21 protein-coding genes are annotated in these 25,475 nt (G+C 43.9%); 4 read left to right on the top strand and 17 right to left on the bottom strand.

The window, feature by feature from the left end; all coding sequences use genetic code 11:
• Positions 1 to 167: 167 nt before the first annotated feature.
• The 5 genes from V1499_RS07305 to V1499_RS07285 all read right to left on the bottom strand — a co-directional run bounded on the left by V1499_RS07305 (position 168) and on the right by V1499_RS07285 (position 6,370).
• Positions 168 to 1,796 (bottom strand): bifunctional metallophosphatase/5'-nucleotidase, encoded by a 1,629-nt coding sequence (locus tag V1499_RS07305; RefSeq protein WP_409275019.1) that lies wholly within the window; start codon positions 1,794 to 1,796, stop codon positions 168 to 170.
• 370 nt (positions 1,797 to 2,166) lie between these two features.
• Positions 2,167 to 3,081 carry an ABC transporter permease subunit gene (locus tag V1499_RS07300; RefSeq protein WP_409275017.1) on the bottom strand — a complete coding sequence of 305 codons (915 nt, stop codon included), beginning with the start codon at positions 3,079 to 3,081 and terminating at the stop codon, positions 2,167 to 2,169.
• On the bottom strand, positions 3,074 to 3,970 hold the full coding sequence (locus V1499_RS07295) for an ABC transporter permease subunit (RefSeq protein WP_409275016.1): 897 nt from the start codon (positions 3,968 to 3,970) through the stop codon (positions 3,074 to 3,076). The genes V1499_RS07300 and V1499_RS07295 overlap by 8 nt, the downstream gene beginning before the upstream one ends.
• A gap of 215 nt (positions 3,971 to 4,185) precedes the next feature.
• Positions 4,186 to 4,818 (bottom strand): flavodoxin family protein, encoded by a 633-nt coding sequence (locus V1499_RS07290; RefSeq protein ID WP_409275014.1) that lies wholly within the window; start codon positions 4,816 to 4,818, stop codon positions 4,186 to 4,188.
• Between the two features lie 79 nt (positions 4,819 to 4,897).
• Entirely contained in the window at positions 4,898 to 6,370 is a 1,473-nt protein-coding gene (locus V1499_RS07285; protein WP_409276252.1) for an MFS transporter, read from the bottom strand.
• Between the two features lie 201 nt (positions 6,371 to 6,571).
• Between V1499_RS07285 and kynU the strand changes: the two genes are divergently transcribed.
• From kynU to kynA, 3 genes are all read left to right on the top strand, one after another.
• Complete coding sequence (gene kynU / locus V1499_RS07280; protein WP_409275012.1) at positions 6,572 to 7,843, top strand: kynureninase; 1,272 nt, start codon at positions 6,572 to 6,574, stop codon at positions 7,841 to 7,843.
• A complete protein-coding gene (kynB, locus tag V1499_RS07275) occupies positions 7,840 to 8,469 on the top strand; it encodes an arylformamidase (RefSeq protein WP_409275010.1) in 630 nt (209 codons plus the stop codon). Before kynU ends, kynB begins: the two co-directional genes overlap by 4 nt.
• Before the next feature lie 83 nt (positions 8,470 to 8,552).
• Positions 8,553 to 9,398 (top strand): tryptophan 2,3-dioxygenase, encoded by an 846-nt coding sequence (kynA, locus tag V1499_RS07270; RefSeq protein WP_409275008.1) that lies wholly within the window; start codon positions 8,553 to 8,555, stop codon positions 9,396 to 9,398.
• 87 nt (positions 9,399 to 9,485) lie between these two features.
• Here the strand turns inward: kynA and V1499_RS07265 are convergent, their stop codons facing one another.
• From V1499_RS07265 to V1499_RS07240, 6 genes are all read right to left on the bottom strand, one after another.
• Positions 9,486 to 10,202, bottom strand: a complete 717-nt coding sequence (locus V1499_RS07265) for a pentapeptide repeat-containing protein (RefSeq protein ID WP_409275007.1) — start codon at positions 10,200 to 10,202, stop codon at positions 9,486 to 9,488.
• A gap of 16 nt (positions 10,203 to 10,218) precedes the next feature.
• Entirely contained in the window at positions 10,219 to 10,545 is a 327-nt protein-coding gene (locus V1499_RS07260; protein WP_316571459.1) for a PadR family transcriptional regulator, read from the bottom strand.
• A gap of 269 nt (positions 10,546 to 10,814) precedes the next feature.
• Positions 10,815 to 11,843: a threonine aldolase family protein gene (locus V1499_RS07255; protein WP_409275004.1), complete on the bottom strand. Its 1,029-nt coding sequence runs from the start codon at positions 11,841 to 11,843 to the stop codon at positions 10,815 to 10,817.
• Positions 11,844 to 11,989: 146 nt separating this feature from the next.
• Positions 11,990 to 13,207: a M20 family metallopeptidase gene (locus tag V1499_RS07250; RefSeq protein ID WP_409275002.1), complete on the bottom strand. Its 1,218-nt coding sequence runs from the start codon at positions 13,205 to 13,207 to the stop codon at positions 11,990 to 11,992.
• A gap of 107 nt (positions 13,208 to 13,314) precedes the next feature.
• Positions 13,315 to 14,004, bottom strand: coding sequence for a ring-cleaving dioxygenase (locus V1499_RS07245; RefSeq protein ID WP_409275001.1), 690 nt, complete (start codon positions 14,002 to 14,004; stop codon positions 13,315 to 13,317).
• Positions 14,005 to 14,256: 252 nt separating this feature from the next.
• Positions 14,257 to 14,820 carry a 3D domain-containing protein gene (locus V1499_RS07240; protein ID WP_409274999.1) on the bottom strand — a complete coding sequence of 188 codons (564 nt, stop codon included), beginning with the start codon at positions 14,818 to 14,820 and terminating at the stop codon, positions 14,257 to 14,259.
• Between the two features lie 996 nt (positions 14,821 to 15,816).
• Between V1499_RS07240 and V1499_RS07235 the strand changes: the two genes are divergently transcribed.
• Complete coding sequence (locus V1499_RS07235; RefSeq protein ID WP_409274997.1) at positions 15,817 to 21,144, top strand: S8 family serine peptidase; 5,328 nt, start codon at positions 15,817 to 15,819, stop codon at positions 21,142 to 21,144.
• Positions 21,145 to 21,298: 154 nt separating this feature from the next.
• Here the strand turns inward: V1499_RS07235 and V1499_RS07230 are convergent, their stop codons facing one another.
• The 6 genes from V1499_RS07230 to V1499_RS07205 all read right to left on the bottom strand — a co-directional run bounded on the left by V1499_RS07230 (position 21,299) and on the right by V1499_RS07205 (position 25,432).
• Positions 21,299 to 21,778: a PaaI family thioesterase gene (locus tag V1499_RS07230; protein WP_409274995.1), complete on the bottom strand. Its 480-nt coding sequence runs from the start codon at positions 21,776 to 21,778 to the stop codon at positions 21,299 to 21,301.
• Between the two features lie 259 nt (positions 21,779 to 22,037).
• The gene (locus V1499_RS07225; protein ID WP_409274994.1) at positions 22,038 to 22,811 is read right to left on the bottom strand and encodes a TerC family protein; all 774 of its coding nucleotides are present in this window, start codon (positions 22,809 to 22,811) and stop codon (positions 22,038 to 22,040) included.
• A gap of 372 nt (positions 22,812 to 23,183) precedes the next feature.
• Positions 23,184 to 23,597, bottom strand: coding sequence for a RidA family protein (locus V1499_RS07220; RefSeq protein WP_409274992.1), 414 nt, complete (start codon positions 23,595 to 23,597; stop codon positions 23,184 to 23,186).
• Positions 23,598 to 23,774: 177 nt separating this feature from the next.
• Complete coding sequence (locus V1499_RS07215; RefSeq protein ID WP_409274990.1) at positions 23,775 to 24,269, bottom strand: DinB family protein; 495 nt, start codon at positions 24,267 to 24,269, stop codon at positions 23,775 to 23,777.
• Positions 24,270 to 24,432: 163 nt separating this feature from the next.
• Complete coding sequence (locus V1499_RS07210; RefSeq protein ID WP_409274988.1) at positions 24,433 to 24,867, bottom strand: VOC family protein; 435 nt, start codon at positions 24,865 to 24,867, stop codon at positions 24,433 to 24,435.
• A gap of 37 nt (positions 24,868 to 24,904) precedes the next feature.
• Positions 24,905 to 25,432, bottom strand: coding sequence for an AAA family ATPase (locus V1499_RS07205; RefSeq protein ID WP_409274987.1), 528 nt, complete (start codon positions 25,430 to 25,432; stop codon positions 24,905 to 24,907).
• Between the last annotated feature and the right edge of the window lie 43 nt (positions 25,433 to 25,475).

Below are 25,475 nucleotides of genomic sequence, written 5' to 3'. Positions count from 1 at the left end.
AAACCCGCTTTTTCTTTATTTGCTATTATTGAACCCGCTAAGTATTGTACTAGCTGCCTCATTTAGTTTCGTTTTCACCGTTTTCTCTTCATTTTTCTATTACTTTCATCCGCTTTATTACAAAAAGAGCTTGCCTTAAAAAGGCAAACTCTTCCTTAAAATATTTATTATTGTGCTCCTGAAATATTGATAATGCGTCCTTCTGCTTCGTAAGCAATTGGAGATGTGAAGCTCTTTACGAAATCAACTGTTGCTTGAAGGTCGTCAGGTCCCTGAACAGGATTTTTGCCGTAGGCACGAAGCTTGTACTTGTCAGAGTAGTGGTCGTACATGTAATTGTTGACTGTAAGTGTGTACGTTGCGTTCTGATCAATAGGGGTCCCATCAGGCAAGGTAATTTCAGTCACTTTGCCAGTTGCGCTATCCCATTTGTAATGGAAACCGCCAATGGATGCATCTGGGCCGTACGAAGAAATTTGCGCATTCACTATTTCCTCCATTTCCGATCCCTGCACTTCAATTGTGACCAATGTGTTGCCAAATGGCTGAATATTGTACAATTCTTCCCAGGTAATCTCACCTGCATTCAGATTGGCGCGAATTCCGCCGCCATTCATCATAGCAAAGTCGCTTCCCATTGCCGCATTCATTCCGTCCGCAATCAGATTCCCAAGAGCATTGTCGCCAAAATAATCTTTTGTAATATATCCGCCTTGCATAGAGTTGGCTGCCTGGCCGATGACCTCATTCAATTTAGGCGCGATGGCAGTTGAGTATTTTTCCAAGATAGCGGAAACCTCAGGGTCAGGAGTGACTCCTTCTTGAATGACATCCACGATTTCTGCTTCTTTTTTCACAATATCCCCTGTCAATGGATCAATTTCAAGATCGATATCAGCAAATGCCTTTCCGTATTCCCCAGCTTGAACAATCAGCTTATTGTCCACTAGAGCATCTACTTTTTGATGGTTGTGGGCAGCAACAATGACATCGACCTTATCATTGATTTCTGTAGCCAACTTAGCAATTTCCCCACTTGCAGATTCACCTGCCTGGCTTCCAGGAACATGAGCCAGAACGACAATCGCCTCCACTCCGCGCTTGGCCAGTTCTGGGACATACTTGTTGATCGCTTCTGCTTCATCGGTAAAATCAACATTTGTGATTCCTTTTGCTACGACCATATTTGGTGTTTCTGTTGTCGTAACGCCAATGAATCCGATTTTCTGACCCTTTATATTTTTTATATAGTATGGCGGGAGTACAAGTTCCCCGCTGTCCTTATATACTACATTGGCCGCTACCATTGGAAAATCGATTCCGTCATAGTTAGCTGTCCCATTCGGATGGTCTCCGCCGTAGGTTAAACGAAGCAGTTCGTCAACACCTTCGTCAAATTCATGATTTCCTACAGTTCCTACATCAAATCCAATCGATTCCATGATTTCAACGGTAGGTTCATCTTGATAGAGAGCCGAAACAGGCGGGCTTCCTCCCACCATGTCTCCGGAATGGACGATGAGCGTGTTTTCGTTGGTTTGTTCACGGTCACGAAGATATGCAGCAAGGTAAGCAGCGTTTCCGTATGTATTTGGATCATCCTTGAACTGTTCGCTTACATTGATTTTTCCGTGAAGGTCATTTACGCTCAATATTTGTACTTTTACATTTTCTTTCTTCTCTAGGCCTAGCGGAACCTTTTGTTCTTTAGCTGAAACCGAACTGCCAATCATCCCAGTCATGAATAGACTAACTGACAAGGAAGCAGCTACTACTTTGTTGCCTAAAATCGCCATTAATTTTTCCCCCTTATAATAATGAATACAGCGTAATTATAAGGAGGATTTGTTAAGAGCCTGACAAGAGAATCTTAAGGTTTTGTAAAGCGGGTTGTTATAGAGGGAAAATGATTACTTGGTCTCATGGTTAAGCTGATGGATTCTAGTCCTATTTGACTAAAAAACTCAAAAAATGGTGGCCTCTTCTTTCTGTTCTTGATTCCTCCATTGAATAATAGTAATGTCGAACAAGCATGGTGGTCGGCTATATTGACACTCTTTTGCGCCAAATAATATGTAAGGGGTCGACCTATTTTGTTTTAATGTTTCCTTGAATAAAAACGAAAAATGCCAGCCACTCGTAATTTGTTTGCCTTTCTCTGACTCTTTATAGTAAACTGGCTTTCCTTGTTTTTGATTTTTGAATGTCATTAAGGCCTGCGGAAATTAAATACAAGCAAAAAAGAAACATGATGTAGGCAATTAGGGGGAAGAGGATGATCCAGTGAGAATGATACATAAACCCTCTTGCCTGCCCTATCAATCCTGACCATTCATGAGTGATAGAAAGATAAATTGGCGGAACGAATTGAAGTTCAGTTCCCCCAAAAAACACATTAAAAATCCCTAGTTGCCCAATTAAGTGCAAAACAAGGATGGCTTCACTTACCAGCATAATCAACAGATTCCCCCTTAGTGCAGGCAGAATATGTTTAAAAAGGATATGCTTGTTAGTCCCACCAAGGGTTTTGGCAGCCAGCACATATAGCTCTTTTTTAACTTCATTTGTTTTTAATGATATAACATGATGTACACCTGAAATACCGAGGAGAATCATAAGCAAGCTTTGTATCAAAACGAGGCTCCATTGCGGAATGATTGGATTTATGTTGATTCCAATCATGATGAAGTAAATAATAATGAAGGTCGGGATACTGGACCATACTGAAATGGAAACCGTTTTTCGTTTTATAGACTCTTTTTGAAGACCGCTGAATATCCCTGTAACGGAACCAATCACCACCCTTGTTGCCGCAATCAGGATTGTTCCAATCACGGTATATTTTGCACCGTAAAGCATCAGGGTTAATATGTCATATCCCCATTTATCTGTCCCAAAAATAAATTCCTTCGAGGGCGGGAATGGCGCGGAGGTCAATTTCTCTCCTTCCTCAGTTTCGATGTATCCGATTTTCTTGCTGTACTCAAGATCATACGGAGCAAACCACGGGCCAATGAAGGAAACAACAATAAAACTTGTTAGCAACAGCAGGCCGGCCAAAAGCTTTTTATTCTTAAGCATGTCTAAGAATCCTTTCAATCAGTATAATCAGTAGTTTAAAAGAAAGGAAAACAGCGATATAAAGAAGAACCAACGTGAACAAACTTAGAACGACGACATTGTATTGATAACCGAATTGTACTTGGAGCTGGAATAACATCGCCGTGATTCCCCTGGTGTTGTACAAATACTCAACGATAAACAGATTGCTGATCATAATGCTTGTTACCTTATGCAAATCCGCTTTAAGAAATGGAATGACATTCGTTGTTATATGGTATAAATAGATTTCGATCTTGCTTAGCCCCTTCGCCACAGCTGTGACAATGTAATCTTCGGTTATGACTTCATATGTCCTTTCATTTAATGTCCTGACTAAATAAACAAATGGAATAATCACAAGCGTAAGGATTGGAAGAAAAATGGCCGGTTCATTCATGCTCAACGACGCGACTTTCACTGTCTTTATACCTGTACTTTTGTAAATACCGCTAACCAAAAGCTGTAAAATCAAAATAAAAATAAAGTCAGGAATCATTCCGAGAAAACTTAGTATTCCGTTTAAGTATCTCCCACTTGCCTTCCAAAGCCATATGCCAAATACAAATGAAAGAAGGATGACAATAATTCCCGAACCAGCTACATAAAGATAGGACGAATTGAAATAGCTCACAATATCAGCGGGAAAAAACCTTTTGCTGCTGCCTGAAATGTAATAAAACGACTCTCCTGAGAGAATCCCTTCGAAAAATCCCCTTACGGCAATGACAATCATCCCTGGTTCAAATGCAATTTGCTGCTGCCCCAGCATAGGATTGCCAGTGTAGTAAAAAACATGGGGTATAGCTGCTAGAGCCAATAACGCCAATAAGCTAATCATGTACCGAATCAAATTGCGCAGAGTATGCATATACCCTCCCCATTAATGGTATTTTTGGCATTCGTTTAAATTTAGTTAAGCAAAGTATGATGAAGTGTATTTTTTAAATTTTAACATAATTACCCAGTTATTTAGTGTGAATTTTCAGTTTTTTTAAAAAAAGAAGCAATCCAATTCATTCAGAATCGGATTGCTAATGTTGCATTTTACTTTGAAGTTTTTTAATCGAATTTTCAAGCGGTGACTTATTTGCTCTCTATCACATTTCCCTCTGCTGGTATCGGATATTCTTTCAGTAACCGGGCAAAATGCAAGAGATTATAGGCGGTAATTTTTGCGTGTTGCATCGTAAAATCGTTCTCCCTGCCATTTGCTTCAATGAACGAAGGCCCGGGACCTGCTTCGCCTACCCAATACGTATCCACATTCGGGGGAATCGTGAATCCGATATGCGACAGCGCATAAATCAAATAACTTGAAACGTTTTTCGCACCGTCTTCATTCCCAGTGACAACCACTCCGCCTACTTTGTTGTAATAGAGATATTGGCCTTTTTCGTTTGTCAGGCTGCTGCCGCCATACAATCTTTCCACAACCAAAGTGGCCAGGCTACTCTGTTCGCCAAGCCAGATCGGTGATCCAAGCAAGAGGATATCCGCCTGCTTCACTTTTTCAAAAATTTCCGGCCACTCGTCGTTATTATTTACCGCCTCATGGGTAACGCCAAGGCCGATGTTATAATCAGCCATTCTCAGCACTTCCGTTACGACGCCGTTCTCATCAAAAATCCCCACAATCTCATCAATCAGCGCCCGGGTATTGGATGGCTGCGCACTGTCCTTCAGGCTGCAATTCAAAACTAATGCGTTTATGCTCATTGGTACATCTCCTTAAGGTATTGTTTCAATCTTCCTATTCCCTAAGGTTTTTTTAAAAAACTAGAAACCTGACAAACAACTAGTTTTTATTCATAATGGCTGTGACGAGCTTTTTGTCAACCTTGTCGCCTTTCCCTTTCCTGAGTTCTTCAACCCACCAAAACGCTTTCCTTGGATGTTTTAATACCTCTTTGGCTTCCCTTGGATGTTCTACTACCGGCGCGGAACCACGCAGCGACCTTCCAGCTGTTTCTTTTACAAACAGGGTGACGATAATGAGTCCGAAGGCGCAAATGCCCATCAGATAATAGGCCGGCAACATTTTGTTGCCTGTCATAGCTACGAGCCACGCAACGACTAGTGGGGTCGTACCCCCAAACAGGGAAGTGGATGTATTGTACGTGATAGCAAGTGCTCCATATCGAACTCTTGTAAAAAATAATGAAGGCAGAGTTGCCGGGAGAGAGCCTTGAAAAGCGGATAAAAGAGCTCCCAAGATGAATAATCCGAAAAATGCTCCAACGATATTCCCGGACCGGACGAGCATAAATGCAGGGATGCTGAGGACAATTGTCGCAATCAGCGCTCCGGTCAGAATACGGTTTCTGCCTATTTTGTCACTCCAATATCCCATCGCCATGATTAACGGAATCATCGCAATCATAACAAGGATCAGCAAGAGGAGCCCTGTTTGTTCCCCATATCCCTGGTCCTCTGATAAATAGGAAGGCATATAGGTAAGGACAGTATAGACCATCACATTATAAAAAATGACAATGCCTGTACAAATCAAGAGCGCCCTCCAATGACCGGTAAATATCTCTCTGAGGGAAGTTCGCTCCTTTCCATCTTCAATCGATTCGTTCATCGCTTCGAACGCCGGTGTTTCCTCTAAATGGTTGCGAAGGTAAAATCCGATCAGTCCAAGCGGAGCTGCAATAATAAACGGAATCCGCCATCCCCAGGCGACCATAGTTTCAGGCCCCAATATGTAAGTTAAGGATGTAACCAAGGCTGCTCCAGCAATGAAACCTACGAGTGTGCCTACTTCCAGGCCGCTTGCCATGAAAGTCCGTTTTTTATCTGGCGTCGTTTCGGCAATGTATGTCATTGCACCGGCATATTCCCCTCCCGTAGAAAATCCTTGTACCAGTCTTGAAATCAGCAGCAATACCTGCGCTGTAATCCCAATTGATGCATAACTGGGGATTAGCCCGATACTTAACGTAGCCGCAGCCATTAAAATTAACGTAAATGCCAAAACCTTCTTCCGGCCAATCCGGTCGCCCATCATTCCAAAGAATAAGCCTCCAAGTGGGCGGGCAATGAATGCAACCGCAAAAGTCGCGAAAGCATAAATTAATTGAAAGGAAGGATTTACTTCGGGAAAAAACACCTTCCCCATCGTTACTGCCAAAAACGAATAAATACCAAAATCAAACCATTCCACTGCATTCCCAACAGATGTCCCAATCATTGACTTTTTTGCAACGCGCGAATCAACTACCGTAATAGCCTCTTCACTTATTCCTTCTACTGGTTTACTCACAATTTTCCTCCTGTTGTTTTTTTAGGTTTAGGCCTACTTTAGGCCTTTTCCCTAATAAAAAGCGGCTAAACAGTGGAATTTTATGCAAAATCAACTTCAATAATCTCCGGGATCCGAAAACCCTTTCCCATTCTATTTTTGACGCACCTTCGGCCAACAGACTATACTTTAAATTGAAGGAAAATTCGGAAAGGTTGAAAAACGATGATAAATACATACGAGTATGCCAAGGACCTTGACAGGCTGGATCCTCTCGCACCGTACAGGAATGAATTTTACGTAAACGAAAACAAAATTTATTTCGATGGTAATTCGCTCGGGCTTTTATCCAAACGGGCGGAACAATCACTGCTCGGGATGATCGAAGCTTGGAAAGAGCATGGCATAGACGGCTGGACGGCAGGAGATCATCCTTGGTTCTATCTGTCAGAAAATCTTGGGAACCAGGTGGCGCCGCTTGTCGGTGCCGATGCAGGCGAAGTTGTTGTCACAGGCTCGACTACAGTAAACCTTCACCAGCTCGCCGCCACTTTTTATCAGCCAAACGGGAAACGAACGAAAATCCTCGCTGACGAGCTGAATTTCCCGAGCGACATTTACGCGCTACAGAGCCAGCTGAAGCTGAAAGGTTTCGATTCTGCAACCCACCTAATACAAGTAAAAAGCCCTGACGGCCATACCCTTTATGAAGAAGACATCATTTCAGCAATGACCGATGAAATTGCCTTAATCGTCCTTCCGGGCATCCTGTACCGGAGCGGCCAGATCCTTGATATGGAGCTTTTGACAAGAGAGGCCCATAAGCGCGGAATCCCGATTGGCTTCGACCTGTGCCATTCGATCGGCTCGATCCCCCACCGCCTCACTGAATGGGGTGCCGATTTCGCTTTCTGGTGCCATTACAAGCATTTAAATGGCGGTCCCGGTTCGACGGCCGGACTATATGTAAACAAGAAGCATTTCGGAAAACTGCCGGGCCTGGCCGGCTGGTTCAGCTCCAACAAGGAGAAGCAATTCGACATGGAGCATGAACTCACCCCCGCAGACGATGCCGGTTCCTACCAGATAGGTACTCCGAATATTTTCAGCATGGCGCCAATCATCGGCTCGCTGTCGATGTTCAATGAAATTGGTATGGATAAAATCCGGGCAAAGTCACTCAAGCTCACCCGATATTTAATGGAGCTTATCACGACAGAACTGGACGGCCATGGTTTCATTCTCCGGAACCCAATGGACGATGATAGGCGTGGCGGCCATATTTTTCTTGAGCATCCGGAAGCACCGAGGATTTGCAAGGCGTTGAAAGCAGACGGAATCATACCCGATTTCCGGGCGCCAAACGGAATCCGGCTCGCCCCAGTTGCCCTATACAATACGTTTGAAGAGGTATGGCAAACGGTCCAAACCCTGAAGACAATTATGGACGAGGAGAAATACAAGCAATTTGAAAACAAGCGGGGAGTTGTGGCATGACAAAAAACAAGTGGATCGATATCTCGCAACCACTTCATGACGGAATCGCCCACTGGCCAGGCGACACACCATTCCATTATGAAACCGCATACACAAAAGAACAGACTGGCTCCGTCAATATCGGCAGGATTACAACGAGCCTTCACACAGGCACCCATGTTGACGCGCCCTTTCATTTTGACAATGAAGGTGAAAGAATTCTTGGCCTGGACATTCACGTGTTCATTGGCCCTGCGCGGATAATCGACGTCTCATCGTTTGAAAAGGTTGATGCCGAAACGCTCCTGGGCTTTGATCTTGAAGGAGTCGAACGGCTGCTTCTTAAAACGGCCGTCCCGAACAACCCGGACCACTTCCCGGAAAGAATTCAGGAACTGACGTCGGATATTTCGGCTTTTCTCAATCAAAAAGGCGTAAAGCTGCTTGGGGTCGATGTCCCTTCCGTCGACCCGCTCGACAGTAAGGACATGGCGACCCATCACGCCCTGTATCTACACGGGATCTATATCCTCGAAAACCTCATGCTCGATGGTGTCGAGGAAGGAGACTACGAACTAATCGCCCTTCCGCTTCCCCTCAAGGACGCGGATGGCAGCCCGGTCCGCGCGGTCATCAAGAAGCTGTAGAAGCGTATTTTGGTAAAAATGGGCCCATGCACCGGGCTTAAGGTACCTGACAATCGTGCCGGAAAACACCAAGGAGGTTCGAAATGGTTCTAGAAGACCAAAATCCAACAAACGGAGAAAAAAGCATACTTACTGATTTTACAAACAATATGACATACAGCGAGTATTTGCAGCTTGATAAAGTCCTGTCTGCCCAAAAGAGGCTTTCTGGCCATCACGATGAAATGCTGTTCATCATCATCCACCAGGTCAGTGAGCTGTGGATGAAGCTGATCATTCACGAACTGAACGCGGCGATTGCCGCTATCAAAGCCGATAGTCTCTCCGCCGCGCAAAAATGCCTGGCGCGCGTCTCAAAGACTCAGGTACAAATCATCCAGGCGTGGGATGTGCTGTCAACGCTGACACCGTCTGAGTATATGGAATTCCGGGAAACGCTTGGCCAGGCGTCCGGCTTCCAGTCGTATCAAAATCGGATGATTGAATTCGCGCTTGGCTACAAGAACAGCCATATTCTGAAAATTTATCAAAAAGACCCGGCACTTCATGCCGAGCTGAAGAAAGCGTATGAAGCCCCGAGTATCTATGATGCCGCTATCCAAGCGTTGCATAAAGCAGGATTTCCAATCGACGAAGAAATCCTGGCCCGTGACGTAACGAAGTCCTACAAGGAAAACGATTCGGTACGGTCCGCCTGGATGAGTGTGTACAAAAACACAAAGGCCAATTGGGAGCTATATGAACTCGCTGAAAAACTTGTCGATATCGAAGACTCCCTTCAGCAATGGCGATTCCGCCATATGAAAACGGTTGAGAGAATCATCGGCTTTAAAACCGGCACAGGCGGCTCGTCGGGAGTCGGCTACCTAAAAAAAGTGCTCGACCAGCGCTTTTTCCCCGAACTGTGGGATATTCGGACAACATTATGATGCCGGAGGCCGCTTCTCAATGCATTACAAACTGAAGCGGCCAGGCAGCCTTTTTTCATAGTGAAAAAGGCAGTTCAATTTAATTGATTAAACAACTGTGACATTATCCAGATTTGCCTTATTCCCCTTTAGAATGGCATAAGTCAATTTATCCATGGTGGCACCATCAAAAACAGCTTTCTTCACATTTGTTTTAAAAGAAACATTTCGGAAAACAGCATTTTTAAAAGAAGTTCCTTTTAACCCCGCATCATTAAAAATGGTCCCATTGAAGGTTTGATTGTCAAAACAAACTCCTGATAAGTTGGAATAAGAAAAATCTGTATCATCCAAAATAGCTTCCTTAAAACTTGCTCCATCTAAATTGGACTTGTTCAATTTTGCTCCCCTTAAATTTGCTCGATCGAATATTGCCTTGTCTAAATTGCTGCATTTAAACGTGCTGTTCGACAAGTCCGAACCTGTGAAGTCACTGCCTTGGAGATTGCTGTAGTTGAACTTGCCGTCATGAACTTTCACAGCTGAAAAATCCGAATTCGGCATGTTGCTTTTGGACAAATCCATCCCTGCCCTTTGCTGCAGCTCTCTCGTTTTATCATGGATTGCTTCTACAATTTCCGAAATGTCCCCAATCGAATCGATGGTTTTATGATAAGCGATTTCCTCCGGCAGACCCTCCTTTTTCAAGTCATCCATCTTTTCCAGTAGATTTTGATAAAGCTCCTGTTTGATCTCCTTAATGGCCTTTATGTCTTCATAAGGAGAAAAGATGCCATCCAGGTATGTTTTTAATTTTTCACTCATCCCGTTTTTCCACCTTTCAAATTAACGAATCGAGGATTTCTTTGGCATATTCCCAATTTCTTTTGTTTTCCGAGTATGTCGTTCTGCCTTTGTCAGTAAGCTGATAGTACTTCCTGCGGCCTCCTTGCGTTTCATCCCCCCAGTAAGATGCAATGTTTCCTTCCTGTTCAAGCCTTTTCAAGCTGGAATACATCGTTGCCTCTTTCAGTTCATAGCGGCCATTCGACCCGGAATGGACCAATTTGGATATCTCATACCCGTATTTATCCCCGCTCATCAACAGTTTGAGGATAATCGTGTCTGTGTGTCCCCTTAATAAATCGGACGAGAGTTTTAGACTCACTGGAGCTTTCCACCTCCTTAACAATAATTTACAACATATTACTATGACAGTCAAGGTAGTTTGTTGAGCAATGTAATATGACTGATTATCCAGCGGTGTGTGATAACCATCTACATTTAAACACCTCATCAAAAAAGGAACCCTATTTTCTGAAAGGGTTCCTTCTGGTGGTTTATCTTTTGAATGCTGAAAGGTTCGCAACTTCCCGTGATTAAACGAAAGCTGGTTGAAAAGTTTATTGAACCTACCTTAACTCGATACTCTACTCTTTATAACTTCAGCCTTCTAAAATCCTCAATCAGATCCATCACAGCCCCTTCTTTCGTTGCCCAGGATGTGACGAACCGGACGGCGGAAGACTCTTCATCAACTTTCTCCCAGATGAGGAATGCGTACTTCTTTTGCAACTCTGCGATCAGCTTGTTCGGCAGGATTGGAAAAAGCTGATTGGACGGGGAATGGGTCAGGAAGCGGATATTGTCTTTTTCCAACGCACTCCGAATGAGCCAGGCCATTCGGTTCGCGTGCTCCGCTAGTTCAAAAAAGAGGCCATCCCGGAACAGCTCCTGAAACTGGATGCCGAGCAGCCGCCCTTTGGCGAGCAAGGCTCCTTTCTGCTTCATATGATAGCGGAAATCCTCCTTCAGCCGGTCCCTGCAAATCACAAGCGCTTCTCCCAAAAGGGCCCCGTTCTTTGTTCCCCCTATGTAAAAAGCATCAACAAGACCGGGGAAATCTTCAAGGCGCAAATCATTTTCTTCGGAACATAAGGCAGAGCCGAGCCGGGCGCCATCCATAAAAAGAATGAAACCGCGAGCGTCGCAAACATCCCTTAACTCCTGCAGCTCCTTTTTCGAATAAATAGAACCGATTTCCGTCGAGTTCGATATGTAGACTATTTTCGGCTTGACCATATGCTCATCGGTATGGCCGTCCGCCACTGCAATAACATGATCCGGAGTAAGCTTGCCATCCGCCGTTTCAACGGTAATCACTTTATGTCCGGTCGCTTCAATGGCGCCGGTTTCATGCGTGGCAATATGGCCGGTGCTCGCCGCGATTGCTGCTTCATGCGGACGCAAGAAAGCGGAAATCGCGATGAGATTCGTCTGGGTGCCGCCTGACAGCAAGTGAACATCGACATCATTCCTGCCAAGCTTTGCTTTGATGAGCTCGACGGCATTTTTTGTAAAAGAATCCTCCCCATAGCCATCCTCTTGCTCCAAATTCGACTCCACCAGCGCATTCAGGATCCGCGGATGCGCCCCTTCACCATAATCATTTTTAAAACTGTACATTTAGCATTTCGCTCCTTTTGGGTTGTTGTCTATTTTATTTTATAAGATTGAGCGGCCAAAGGGAAAAATGTTTCTTCAGCTACACAAAATAAAACAAGCCGAAATCAATCAGATTACGGCTTGTTTTTGAATGATATATCCCCTAGTTAAACTGATTCCACAGCAATTGCCGCTTCGTCTTCCACCGCCATCTCATACAGATAATAGTGGGTGATCGCAAGGAATGCCTGCCCTGCCAGGGCCATCGCCCGCTCATCGAAATCAAATTTCGGATGGTGGTGCGGGTAGCACGCTCCCACCTCCGGATTCTCAGCCCCCGTATTGAAAAACATCCCTGGCCTTTCCTGAAGGTAATAGGCAAAATCCTCTCCGCCCATCTTAGGATCGAGCTCGACTAGCTTTTCCTCGCCAACCACGTTTTTCATTACTTCATAAAAGATATTTGTCTCTGCTTCGTGGTTCACCACCGGCGGATAGCCCCGCTCATAGGTGATTTCAGCGGTGGCATGGAACGCCGCGCAAATCCCATTCACAATGACTTTCATTTCCCTTTCAATCTGGTCGCGCACCTCGGGATCAAATGTCCTGACCGTTCCCGAAATCTCGGCCGAGTCAGCAATGACATTAAAAGCATTCCCTGCATGGAACGAGCCGACCGAAACAACCGCAGGCTTGAGCGGATCAACGAGGCGCGATACGATATGCTGGAGCTGATTGACAATCTGGGTGCCGATCGCGATGGAATCGACCGTTTCATGTGGATACGCGCCGTGCCCGCCTTTTCCGTTAATTTTAATAACAAAACGGTCCGCGGCAGCCATCATAGGCCCCTTCCGATATCCATATAGACCATAAGGCAGACTCGCGTTTAAATGCGTACCAAACACAACGTCAACGCCATCCAGGCATCCATCCGCAATCATCGCGGCCGCTCCCCCTGGGGCAACCTCTTCCGCATGCTGATGAAGAAGGACCACATTCCCATGCAACTGTTCACGGTTCTCGCTCAGCACCTTTGCAACCGCCATGAGCGTGGCAGTGTGCCCGTCATGCCCGCATGCATGCATGACCCCCGGGACGGTCGATTTGTAAGGAACGTCTTTTTGATCTTGAATCGGCAAGGCGTCAAAATCAGCCCTGAGAGCAATCGTTTTCCCCGGCTTGCCGCCCCTGATCGTCCCGACAACTCCGCGCCCCCCAACGCCAGTTCTCACTTCAATGCCCAGGCTCTCGAGATAATCGGCAATTTTCTGCGGAGTCCTGACTTCCTCGAAGGACAGCTCCGGGTTCATGTGGAAATCCCGTCTCCACTCCACCATCTCACCAAACAATTCTTCCAATCTCACATTCCAATTCTCCAACAAGCCGATTCCCTCCATTATGTATATGAATTATGCATCTTTTTAAATCTTCTGAAAAACATTATAGCACTTATGGAGGCCATTGGACTCCTAAAAAAGATAATTCAGTTCTATCTAACCATTCTTATTGTCGATTTATCATAAAGGATTTCAACTTTATCTCCGTTTTTTTCAAATTCCACTTTTCCAAATCCATCCACGTAAACTGAAAGAGGATGGAATCGTGCATGTTTGTCAGAAAAGAACCATTTTCTATCTGTTTCCACAATAATAAACAAACCATTTTCATCACCAACAGGCGTCAAGCCTTCACTATCGTTTCTCCAATTAGGAAAACCTAACGCATTGAGTTTTCTCACAAAGGGGATTACTTCATCCACGGTAATTCCAATTTCACTTATATTGATGAAATCCTTTGAAGAAAAGTTGTTGCAGCTCCCATTACTCAAATTATGGCGGGCTATTAACTCGACGATATTTCCAGAAGGATCTTCAAAATAAATCGCATGTGCGTTCCAACTTTCGAAATGGACTTCGAAATTCCCATCCTCACTGTTTAGTGAAATCCTGGATTTAGCCCAAGCTACCGCTTCGCTGAATTTGTTTTCGGGAATATTTATGGCGAAATGGTAAAAAGGTTTGCCATCGTCACTTTCCCGAAAATTTAGGTCTGTTTGCCCAATATGGACAGTAAACTCGTCATCCGATTCAGCGGAGATGGACAATTCCAGTACCTTTCTATAGAAATCTTTCATTATTGTTAAATTTGAAGTCAACAATGCTAGTTTAGAAAATTTCATAAAGATCGCTCCTTTAATAATTTACACCCTAATTATAATAGGATTTCCCTTCCGTAAAATCCTCCATTGGGACAGAATCATTTTCTACTTATGTTCCTTAAATGTATACGACTAAAGTTGCAGGAGACCCCTATGTCAAGATTCTGAAAGTGTGCCAATCTTACATACGTTTAAAGAGCTTCTTACAGTGACAAGGCAAATAGGACCAGTAATATAAAAAGAGTCCGCCGCAATATCGGCAAACTCTCATTTTCAATAATATACTTTAATCTTGATCGTTTTCGTTCCCCACTGGAGCGCATTATTGTGGTCAGGGATGAAAACATCGATTTTATTTCCACGCACCGCGGAACCCTTATCACCTGCAATGGCTTCGCCGTATCCTGGGACATATACTTTTGTTCCAAGTGGGATCAGCTTTGGATCGACCGAAATGACTTTCACGTTCGGGTTCTTTTTCAGATTGATGCCTGTGGAAGTGATGCCGCTGCAGTTCTTGCAGCTTCCTGTATAGGCTGTCGCCTTTACCGTGATTTCCTTGTAGCCCTTTTGCGCAGCTGCTGGTTTGGCAGCTTGCTTTTTCGCGGGAGCCGCTTCCGTGCTGCTTAGTTTTAAAACCTGATTTAGCTCGATTTTATCTGATTTCAAGTCGTTCCATTTTTTCATTTGATTTACGGTTATGTTATGTTTTTTGGCGATGCCCCATAGGCTATCACCTTTTTGAACCTTATATGTAGCTCCAGCGGCTAAAGAAGCATTCGAAAAACTGAAAAGTACAACAATCGCTGTCACTAAGCTCAAGATGGTCTTTTTCAAATTCTATTCTCCTTTAACTTCCTTGATAGGAATATGATAGCAAGTCAATGTAACAATCACATTACACTTAAAAACTATTTTTGTTACAAAAGGAACAGAAACATTACAGAGTCGTAATATTTTTGGCCACTAAACTGAATTGAGCAATCAGAAATATGTTTTCCCTTGTTCCTGCTTCATAGAACAGCGCCTCCCACACCCCGAGCTAATACTCCGGCTATTAACATAGTTATCCATAAAACGTGCCCTACCAGTAACTGATTGTTAAATGTTATCATCCTTAAGCTCCTCATATGATGACTGCCTTCAATTTTTATTTCTATTAAAAGGATAGGATAGACATTGAATTTTTGGGAAAATTTTTATCTAAATAACCTCCCTCACTATAAACTTTTTAGTTTTAAAATTATTCCATTAGGTCTTACTTCTTTTCACTAAAATAATAATTACCAATAAACTGGTATCCTTATCTGCCAGTTTTACAGTCCTAGTGGTCCATCCATCATCCTTTTGAACTGAAAAGTTACGGTATTCCATAATATTAAATTCAGGCTGATCGAAGCGGTTTTTGTCAAAAGGGGAAGAATGTGCACGGTGCCAAGGCTACAGATAAAATTGATCAAACAGCTGATAAAGCAACGTAAATCTCTGTTAGAACGTACCAAATGGCTGTTCGTACGGTTTACTGGGCAGATAGCCTGTATTTTGTCGAAATCTTTAACAGGAAAAACATAGTCTTGAAAGTGATTTCAATTTTCCTTCTCAAATTGCTTCATCCAAACACCCTACTATTTTGCTTCATTTTCTTTCTACCACAATAGCATTTCATCTATTTCTCACATTGGGAAAATCATACCAAAATATAAACAATAGTGAATTTTTATGTGTTGTCTAAATATTCAGATTCCTTTACTCTTGTTAAAAGAAAGGAGGTATGTCTGCTTTTTTTATTTTTATTGCTAAGAAATTGATTAAGTGAGAGGGAGTTGAAATGTATTGGTAAAAAGCAAGAGATTGCGAAAATGGGTTTCTCAATGGCTTATATTCATACTTGCACTAACAACACTTACTGCACCGGCCTCTGCTTCAGGAAGTGCTTCTATGCAAAAGGTTGATCTTCAAACTAACGCACCCCAACTAGCTGCTGACAAAATCGCTCCTAAACTAGCTAAACAATTTGAAGACGATGAGTACGTCACCTACCTCATTAAGATGAAAGAACAAGCGGATGTTAATGCAGTTTCGAAAAACGCCAATGAAGCATCACGAAAGAAAAAAGAACCTCCGGCCGTTGCCAAGCTTGCTATGCGTAACGCTGTTGTTTCCTCTTTGCTGGAAACAGCCTCCCGTACACAATATGGTTTGGAAAAATACTTAGAAAGCATGCAAAAAAAAGGAGAAGTAAAAAAGTTTGAAAGCTTCTTCATAGTTAACGCAATGTCCGTAACGAGTACGAAAAACGTTATGGAAAAAATCGCTTTACGCGCTGAAGTAGACAAAATTCTGCCGAATGAAGAGCGGTTCCTAAATAAAGCGGAAAAGTCTACGGCTACTGAGGAAAAGAATGTAACAGCAGATATCCAACCTAACAATATTGAGTGGAACATTAATCAAGTCCGAGCTCCTGAAGCATGGGCAATGGGAATCGATGGAACTGGTACAGTGGTTGCGAACCTCGATACAGGTGTCGATTTGAACCACCCTGCGTTGAAGCGCAAATGGCGAGGATATGATACGAACGGCAATGTGGTAAATCCCGAGTTCAGCTGGTTCGACGCCCACAGTGGCGCTTCCATGCCTGTCGATACGGATGGCCACGGCACCCATACGATGGGAACAATGGTTGGCTCGGAAACGAACGGTTCCAACCAAATCGGGGTTGCACCCGGAGCCAAATGGATGGCAGTCCGGATTTTCAATCCATCTACTACGGATGAAATTATCTTGCGAGGCGCACAATGGCTGACTGCCCCGCTTGACAGAAATGGCAATCGCCACCCGGAAATGGCTCCGGATGTCGTGAACAACTCATGGGGCGGCGGCCCTGGCCTTGACGAGTGGTTCCGGCCAATGGTCCAGGCATGGCGCGCGGCACAAATTTTCCCAGAGTTTTCAGCGGGAAATGTCCGTACCGGTAACCCTGGCGGTCCTGGTTCTGTAGCGAATCCTGCCAATTATCCGGAATCATTTGCAACAGGCGCAACGGACATCAACAACAAAGTAGCTTCCTTTTCACTAAGAGGCCCATCTCCTTATGGGGAAATTAAGCCTGAAGTATCCGCGCCAGGAGTAAATGTGCGCTCATCTGTACCAGGCGGAGGCTATGAAGGCGGATGGAACGGGACATCAATGGCCGGCCCGCATACGACGGCACTAGCCGCTTTGCTGCTTCAAGTAAACTCATCCCTCACGGTTGACCAACTTGAACACATTATTCAAACAACAGCAATACCATTAACCGATGCCGAGTACCCTACAAGCCCGAACAACGGGTACGGAAGCGGATTAATCAACGTGGCTGATGCAGTAGGCTCCATTCTGAGCGGACTTGGTTCAGTGTCCGGCCGTGTAGCAACCGCAGGCGACGACTTTGAGCCTCCTGTGCTTGAACACACGCCTGTTACAATTGCTTACACTGGAATGGACATTCCATTTTCAGCCCGTGTATCTGATAATGTTGGCGTTGTGACAGTAGAAGCGTATGCGAGAATAAAAGGCAGCACGCATTGGACATACATTCCTATGTCACGGACATCCGGAGATTATAAGGCCGGAGAGTACCAAGGCGCGATTCCGTACTTCCTTGTGCATACGGCGGGAACGGAATACTATATCCGCGTCAACGATTACGGCAATAACGGCTTTGAAACAAATAAGTATTCAATTGCAGTTTCAAACGGCGTTAAGCCAGGTTACTTCCAGGACTTCGAAACAAATATTACAGGCTTTACAACTGGCGGGACAAATAACACCTGGGAATGGGGTGTTCCTGTCGGCGGACCTGGTTCCGCAGCCTCTGGTGAAAAGCTCATCGCAACCAAACTTAACGGACAATATCTCAATAATTCCAATTCCTACATGATGATGCCGCCGATTGATCTCTTGGATAGCAACAGAGGCGCCCTTCTCTCCTTCAAGCACTGGTTCAACCTGGAGACGAATTTTGACAGAGGCGTTGTGTATGCAGCCGCGGAATCAACGGATTATCAGTTCGTCCCTCTGGCTCAGTTCACAGGGCTCAGCAATGGCTGGAATAACCAAATAGTTGACCTTACGCAATTTGCAGGTGAACAGGTATATGTTATTTTCAACCTGCATTCCGATGGAACCCAAACACGGGATGGTTGGTATATCGACGATGTTGCGCTTATTGGAGCGGATGATGCAGCACCTGCTGTACCAGCTAACTTAACCGCCCAGGCCAATTCACTGGGAATTGTATCACTCAACTGGTCAGCTGTTGCCGATGCAGATTTCAAAGAATACAATGTATATCGCTCTTCTGTCTCAGGCAGCGGCTATGAAAAAATCGGAACGACAACTGACAATAGATTTTCAGATTCCAACACTGCCAATGGCGAGACATATTTCTATGTCGTAAGAGCAAAAGACTACTTTGGCAACGAAAGCGGAAACTCCAACGAGGTATCTGTCACCATCACCGCCCCGGTAACAGTATACAGTGATAATTTTGATGGCGAAACGGATAATGGCTGGACACATTCCGGTACACGGGATGAATGGGAGCGCGGTACTCCTTCCGGAACTGGTGCGCCGGTCCCTCCATCCGCTCCAAATGTATGGGGGACAGATCTGGATGGAAATTATGAGAGCAACAGCAATTTCTCACTCGTCTCTCCAGTCATCGACCTAACACAAACAACAAACGCAACACTTGCATTCTCACACTGGTATGAGCTTGAGACAAACTATGATAAAGGCTTCGTTGAAATTTCCAAGGATGGCGGTACATCCTGGACCCAGCTTGGCGTATTCAGCCACTCTACAAACGGCAAAAACTGGTCTACCGTTACGTATGATATTGGCGCGTATTCCGGCCACCAGGTTCAAGTACGATTCCGCGTAACATCCGATGGCAGTGTCGTAAAGCTCGGATGGTATATCGATAACTTTATGGTTTTGGCAGCTGCTGGCCCGCAAAAAGCTGAAAGTGATATTCAAGAAATGGTTAAGCCAAAAGCGGTTTACAGTGAACCAGCACTGAAACTGACAAGAACAGAACCGGATGCATTGCCAACACAACCTCAAGGCGGAGTTGAGCTACAAAGCCTGCCTGCCAATGCGACTGTAACTGTTCTGGAAACAGGACGATCTACAAGAACGGATGCAAGCAACGGACGCTTTAGCATGATTCATGTGGCCGGTGACTTCACCCTTCGTGCAGACGCCTATGGGTTCTATCCACAAACCCGTCCGATACAAATTGTTGACGGAAGGGATACATCAGTCAACTTTACACTTGAACCAATCCCATATGGCATCATTACAGGGGTTGTGACAGATGAAAGATCCCACGAACCAATTCCAGGAGCAACAGTAATGGTAATGGAAGATGCCCGGATTACACCAGTAACAACAGATGAAAACGGCGCATTCTCCCTTGAAGTATTGGAAGGAACGTACACTCTCGCGGTTTCAGCCGACCAATACTACAATAAAAATACAACTGTCACCGTTAATGGAAATGGATCAGTTGAAGCAAATATCGGGTTGAAACCATTTATCGGATTCGAAGGAACAATCGGATACGATGACGGCACAGCTGAAAATGCCCGTGCATGGAACGCAGCTGGCAATGCCTGGGCTGTAAAGATGACTCCTGAAAATGGCGCGGCGCAAGTAACAGGCGCTATGTTCCGCTTCTGGACTACAGAATGGCCGGTTCCGGGCGGCACAGCATTCCAATATGCGATTTATGATGCTACTGGCGCGGGCGGTGCACCAGGCCGACAACTCGCTGGCCCACTCAACGGGACAGCTAAACGAGATGGCACATGGACAACGGTTAAATTCCAAGAACCGGTTATGGTTGAAGGAGATTTCTACGTTGTCTATATCCAAACATTCGCGAACCCTAACACACCAGGATTGGCTACCGATGAAAATGGCACGAAAGCTTTACGGAGCTGGCAAAGGGTCAGCGGAGCGTGGAGCCAATCGCCTTCAGCTGAAGGAAACTATATGATCCGCGCGATTGTCCAATACCCTGTTGGCGCACCAATGATTTCTTCTCCTGTAAACGGCTCCATTACAAAGGATGAAAATGTTACGGTAGCGGGTACTTCTCAAGCCAATGGTGCGACAGTTAAGCTGTACAACGGTACAGAACAGGTTGGCACAGGTACTGTTGAAAACGGAAAGTTCAGCATCCCAGCGACGCTAAATATGGGTGCGAATGAATTATCCGTTGAAGTAGTCGTAAACGGGAAAATTTCAGATCGTTCCGTGCCTACTGTCGTGACATTGGATCAGACAGCACCGGTCCTCGATGTTACCGCGCCAGTTCAAGATTACAAAACAAATGTTGAAATGGTTCACGTAACAGGGTCAACAAGCGATGAACATTTTGATGCTCTGACGGTGAACGGCCAACCGGTAAAAGTGAACGCCGACGGTACGTTCTCACACAAAATACTAGTCAACGACGGTGAAAATGAGATTACTGTAACCTCAACCGACCGCGCGGGCAACACAACTACAATTACCCGTAATGTAGTCGTCGACCTTAGCGCACCTGAGATTACAAACATTTCACCAGCTACCGACGTTCGTATAAAGCCGGGTGAAAACGTGCATGTGTCCTTCGACAGTGAACCAGGACTAAATGCTTCTTTCCGGATCGAATTGCCATTAATGCCTTCCAGCGGTAATAATGGGATAACAATGACGGAAACATCTCCGGGACATTACGAAGGAACCTATAAAACACCTGACACCTTTAGGGTTGATGGCGGGGTTATTGTCATCCGGGTTTCAGATCAATCAGGAAACCAGGTTGAAGCAGCAGCACCAGGGAAGCTATATGTAGCCGAACCTCCAGCGGAGAACAAAGCACCAATCGCAGTGATCAAAGGAGAGGCAACAGCCAAGCAGAAAAAGGTTACGAAATTTGACGGTTCACAATCAAGCGATCCAGATGGAAATATTGTAAGCTACCAGTGGAACTTCGGTGATGGAACAACCGGTTCCGGGGCGATTGTTAATCACACATTTAATAAGAAAGGTACCTATACCGTCACGTTGACTGTTACGGACGAAAAAGGTGCAACCAATTCCACAACGCACAAGATTGTAATCAATTAATTCGATCTAGTCCCTCAACCTTCCCCCTGAGAAATCAGGGGGGTTTTTTTCGTTTTTTTTTTAAAAATAGCCAGGGCAGCTATGTTACCAGCCCTGGCTTTCCATTTACTTATAAAATTCCCACATTATGATTCGGGCGATGCCTTGCACCAATTTATTTTAAAAACGTACTGGGCATGACGACAGAAACGACCTCTCCCCGGGCACAAAGGATTTCATTCGCAAATACTTCCGTATGAACCTTCCATCTTTTAGGATGGATTTCTTCCACAGTTCCAATTGCTTTTAAAGGAACATCTTGGGGCGTTGGTTTAAGGAATTCCACATTGAGGGAAGCAGTCACAAACCTGGGGGGTTCGGACCCATCTCCTATTTCATTCCCATTCTTTCGGTGTAAAGCAAGTGAGGCGGACCCTGTTCCGTGGCAATCAATCAACGAAGCGATCATGCCGCCATAAATAAACCCCGGAATTCCCATGTACTTTGATTCAGGGGTAAAGATTGTAACCGTTTTATCGCCTTGCCAGCCAGTACGAAGATGATGGCCATCTTTATTTAACCGGCCACAGCCATAACACCAAGCAAAATCATCTGGGTAGATATCTTGTATTGCTTTTTCAATTCTTTCTTCCATCATTCATTCTCCTTATCAATCTATTAAGCAAGAGTGCGCATTTCTCCGGGTTGTACCATAAATATATTAAAGTTGTTCGATATACACAACAGTTTACTGACAATTCAGTTTTCAAGAGACACACGAAAGAACCTTCTGGAGGTATTTCCTTGTTAAAACTATCCCGGTACAAAAAAATGTGAGTTAATCGTCTTTGATTAACTCACCACTACTACCTAAAGGAAAAATTAGCGAAGATTAAAAATGGCCTTGTTACCTTTTAGGATTTACCTTCTGTTAATGACTTATTTCCAGGTGCAAACCATCCGATTAAGGCAATACCCACTAATACTCCATAGAAGGTTAGAGTCCAAGGGGTACTGTGTGGAAAGTCATGATTTAAGACCCCAATATCTTCATGAGCAAGGGTAACTACAGCCAGTTTGACACCGACCCAGGCGACAATCGCATAAGCTGTTGTTTCCAATGCTGGACGTTTTTCAAGAAGCTGTACAAACCACGCTGCTGCAAACTTAATCAACACAAGGCCAGCAATACCTCCTAGAACAACAACAAGGAACTGTCCTCCGTCCATACCCCCGAAATTGCCTAGAGGTGAATCTGGAAGGCCAAGGGCAATAGCAACTGCCGCTAGAATCGAATCAATGGCAAAAGCGAGGTCCGCTAATGCAATCTTCCCTACAGTGGGCCAAAAACCTTTCCCAGCAGCTTCCTTTTCATCGTCTTTATGAATATTCTTATTGTCTTTCCCGAACTTTGCCTTAATGACATGCTTTAATCCAAGATAAAGAAGGTAAGCAGCTCCTATCGCTTGAATCTGCCAGACGTTTGCAATAAAGGAAATCGCAAAGAGTGCAACAAATCTGAATGCAAAAGCCATAAGGATTCCGTAATTTATAGCCTTATTTTTCTGTTCTTCTGGTAAATGCTTGGCTATTACTGCAAGCACAAGGGCATTGTCTGCCGATAACAACCCTTCCAATCCAATTAGGATTAACAATGCCCAAGCATATTCCAGCCATATTGACTCCATTTACTTCTCCCCTATCATTAACTAAAATGTCATTTATGAGTTTCGCTAACGATAGGTTTGCCAATTAAGGAACAGACAATTCTTAGGATTAATGCAAAAAAATATTTAGTGCAGTTACTTATCTGCACTAAATCGCCCATGGTTTGGTTATTCATAACTCAAACATCCTTGGGGGTCCAATTTAGCCGAAATTGGGATTTTACATTATAAATGTTATGTATTGATTATTACACTCATAATAGGTTTCTATAATCGCTACAAAATATAAGTGTCTCGCCGCTTTTATATCTATGGACGAATGATGAATCAAAATTTGTATGAAAAAATAAAAAACTTGGACCGATTTTGGTTACCAAGTTCTGAATACAATGATTAATCTTTTTTATCAGCTATTGCAGCAACAGCCTCGATTTCCACTAATTGATTCGTGTATCCTAACAAAGTTACACCGGACAATGTACTTGGAACATCGTGCTCTCCTAACTCTTTTCGGATGGCATTCCAAGCCATGACTAAATCATCCTGATTGGATGAGGCAACCAATACACGCGTATACGCGATATCTTGTATAGTGGCACCCGCTTCTTCTAGTGCAGCTTTCAAATTGGATACACACATCCTCGCCTGCACTTCAAAGTCGGTATCCTCGGGTACTTTCCCCTTGTTGTCCAGTGGGCATGCCCCCGTCATAAATAAAAGATTCATTCCTTCAGGGACTTTACTTGCATAAGCATATTCCACAGTAGGAAGTGTAGAAGAGTGGATTAAAGAAACTTGTTTTTTCATGGTACTCCCCGCTCTCGTTAGGAATCTACTTTCGGAAACCCTTGAATTTTATTTCGATAAGGAGTTATCCATAAAGGAGGAAACTCACCCGGCTTCACCATACAGAATGAAAAGACCTTCACCGCGTCAATACTGCTCTTACGGCAGGGCGAGGAAGGTCTCTGAATTATGGGTGCTTTAGGACCAGTCAACGCCACCCCAAGAGGATTGCAACTTTCGCAAAAGAACAATTTGGCCGATATGATACGTGTCGTGCATCATGATATTGCTGAGTAAACGCTCAATAGAGTACCTGTTAGCTGCATACGGAGTTTTTAACTTTTCATCATCAAGGTCCGCAATAGCCGTTTTTAAATTATTCATGACTTCATTAAGGCGCTGCACTGTCTGAGCCCACCCAATTTCGTCTTCTGGATCCCCCGGATTTCCAAAGGTTTCTTCATTGTCTTTTGGCTTATGCGGATTCTCTGTGCCCTTAATTCGATGGATTACGTCTTCATTCCAAAATATCAGGTGGTTGACAATCTGCCAAATTGAATTGCTGTCCGAACTTGTCCATGCTGCCTCAGCTGCGGTGACACCATGAAGTGCCTGATCCATGGATGCAAACCATTCATTCTCATGGCAATGCATGTCGAGTTGTTCTAAAAACATTTTGGATACAACTTGCATACAACCACTCTCCTCACTGTTTAGTGTAATCTTTCAAAGTTAAAGACAAGAAAAAATATGACGATAGTATAAATTAATTCGGCTTATCTAGCTTTATTCCTTCATCATGACAAATAAAGTACCCTATTAGGCAGACCTTTTTAAGTGTCTACTCTATAGGGTTTTAATGGATATTCTTTTCAGTACAAGTAATTTCTATTGTATTATTCATAGGGTCTAAAATAGGAAAACTCCAATACCCTTTCCATTTGGGCTCATTATAAAATTTTGGAATCTCATTCCTTAATACCGAATGGACAATGTCTTTGAAATCTTCTTTATCACATTCTAAAGACCAACCTGTCCTAGGTTCTGTCCCACCTTCCCACCCTGGTTGAATGGAAAACTTATTGGAGGGCTGGCTAAAATCTTCATTGTAACTAATACTTAATTGGTGTTCACCAATCTTAAATGAAATCGAACCTTCACCATCCCATATGAGGTCTAAATGAAGTATATCTGAGTAAAACCACTTCATTTTCTCCAAATCGTAACAAAATAGATATGTGAATCCCCATCGCTTTGCTATATTAAAACCCCCTTTTTTGAAAAATTGCACCTTCCACTAAGCTGCCACTTCGTTGAAGTAAAAAGGCCTAATTTTCAATTACAATTTCTCCTTCGCCTTTTGGAGTTTCGAAACCATTAAGATAAGAAGATAAGATTTCCTCACTAATAGGGAACGCATTAGCATCAAAGCGTTTATTTCGTATCTTAAGCCGTTCACGCAAATCATCAGGATGAACATTTAAATAAATTAGTTTCCATTTACCTCCTGACTCTTCAATAAGTTGTTTATATTTATCCCTTTTTGCACGATTCCAAAAACTGAAGTCAATTACCACCTGTTGTTTATCGCGAATTAACTCGGTTAACTGATTGCACAATCTTCGTTCTGCCTCTATCTTGTATTCTTCAATCTTTTCAATTGGGAAATCAATCCCAAAACGGCCATGAGTAGCCCATATTTCCTCATCGATAGAAAGACGTACAAAACCCTCTTTTTCTAATTGTTGTGAGAATGTAGTCTTTCCGGAACCAGCCACACCACACATCATTACCACCAGAGGGGTGATATCATCTCGTTCACGATAAATGATGTCAAAATTAAGCTTTTTAAACATCTGGATACTTCCTCCATATTTGTTATAATCCCATCATAATCTA

The sequence above is a fragment of the Neobacillus oceani genome (assembly GCF_046237595.1).
GTDB lineage: Bacteria > Bacillota > Bacilli > Bacillales > Cytobacillaceae > Bacillus_D > Bacillus_D oceani.
This window is presented reverse-complemented; position numbering and strand designations above follow the sequence as displayed.

What these genes read in the sequence shown, in the direction of transcription:
- kynA (WP_409275008.1), top strand. Translation starts at nt 8,553, where the DNA reads ATGGTTCTAGAAGACCAAAATCCAACAAACGGAGAAAAAAGCATACTT.
- V1499_RS07245 (WP_409275001.1), bottom strand. Translation starts at nt 14,004, where the DNA reads ATGAAATTTTCTAAACTAGCATTGTTGACTTCAAATTTAACAATAATG.
- V1499_RS07225 (WP_409274994.1), bottom strand. Translation starts at nt 22,811, where the DNA reads ATGGAGTCAATATGGCTGGAATATGCTTGGGCATTGTTAATCCTAATT.
- V1499_RS07295 (WP_409275016.1), bottom strand. Translation starts at nt 3,970, where the DNA reads ATGCATACTCTGCGCAATTTGATTCGGTACATGATTAGCTTATTGGCG.
- kynU (WP_409275012.1), top strand. Translation starts at nt 6,572, where the DNA reads ATGATAAATACATACGAGTATGCCAAGGACCTTGACAGGCTGGATCCT.
- V1499_RS07300 (WP_409275017.1), bottom strand. Translation starts at nt 3,081, where the DNA reads ATGCTTAAGAATAAAAAGCTTTTGGCCGGCCTGCTGTTGCTAACAAGT.
- V1499_RS07255 (WP_409275004.1), bottom strand. Translation starts at nt 11,843, where the DNA reads ATGTACAGTTTTAAAAATGATTATGGTGAAGGGGCGCATCCGCGGATC.
- V1499_RS07215 (WP_409274990.1), bottom strand. Translation starts at nt 24,269, where the DNA reads ATGCAAGTTGTATCCAAAATGTTTTTAGAACAACTCGACATGCATTGC.
- V1499_RS07290 (WP_409275014.1), bottom strand. Translation starts at nt 4,818, where the DNA reads ATGAGCATAAACGCATTAGTTTTGAATTGCAGCCTGAAGGACAGTGCG.
- V1499_RS07265 (WP_409275007.1), bottom strand. Translation starts at nt 10,202, where the DNA reads ATGAGTGAAAAATTAAAAACATACCTGGATGGCATCTTTTCTCCTTAT.
- V1499_RS07230 (WP_409274995.1), bottom strand. Translation starts at nt 21,778, where the DNA reads ATGGAAGAAAGAATTGAAAAAGCAATACAAGATATCTACCCAGATGAT.
- kynB (WP_409275010.1), top strand. Translation starts at nt 7,840, where the DNA reads ATGACAAAAAACAAGTGGATCGATATCTCGCAACCACTTCATGACGGA.
- V1499_RS07205 (WP_409274987.1), bottom strand. Translation starts at nt 25,432, where the DNA reads ATGTTTAAAAAGCTTAATTTTGACATCATTTATCGTGAACGAGATGAT.
- V1499_RS07305 (WP_409275019.1), bottom strand. Translation starts at nt 1,796, where the DNA reads ATGGCGATTTTAGGCAACAAAGTAGTAGCTGCTTCCTTGTCAGTTAGT.
- V1499_RS07220 (WP_409274992.1), bottom strand. Translation starts at nt 23,597, where the DNA reads ATGAAAAAACAAGTTTCTTTAATCCACTCTTCTACACTTCCTACTGTG.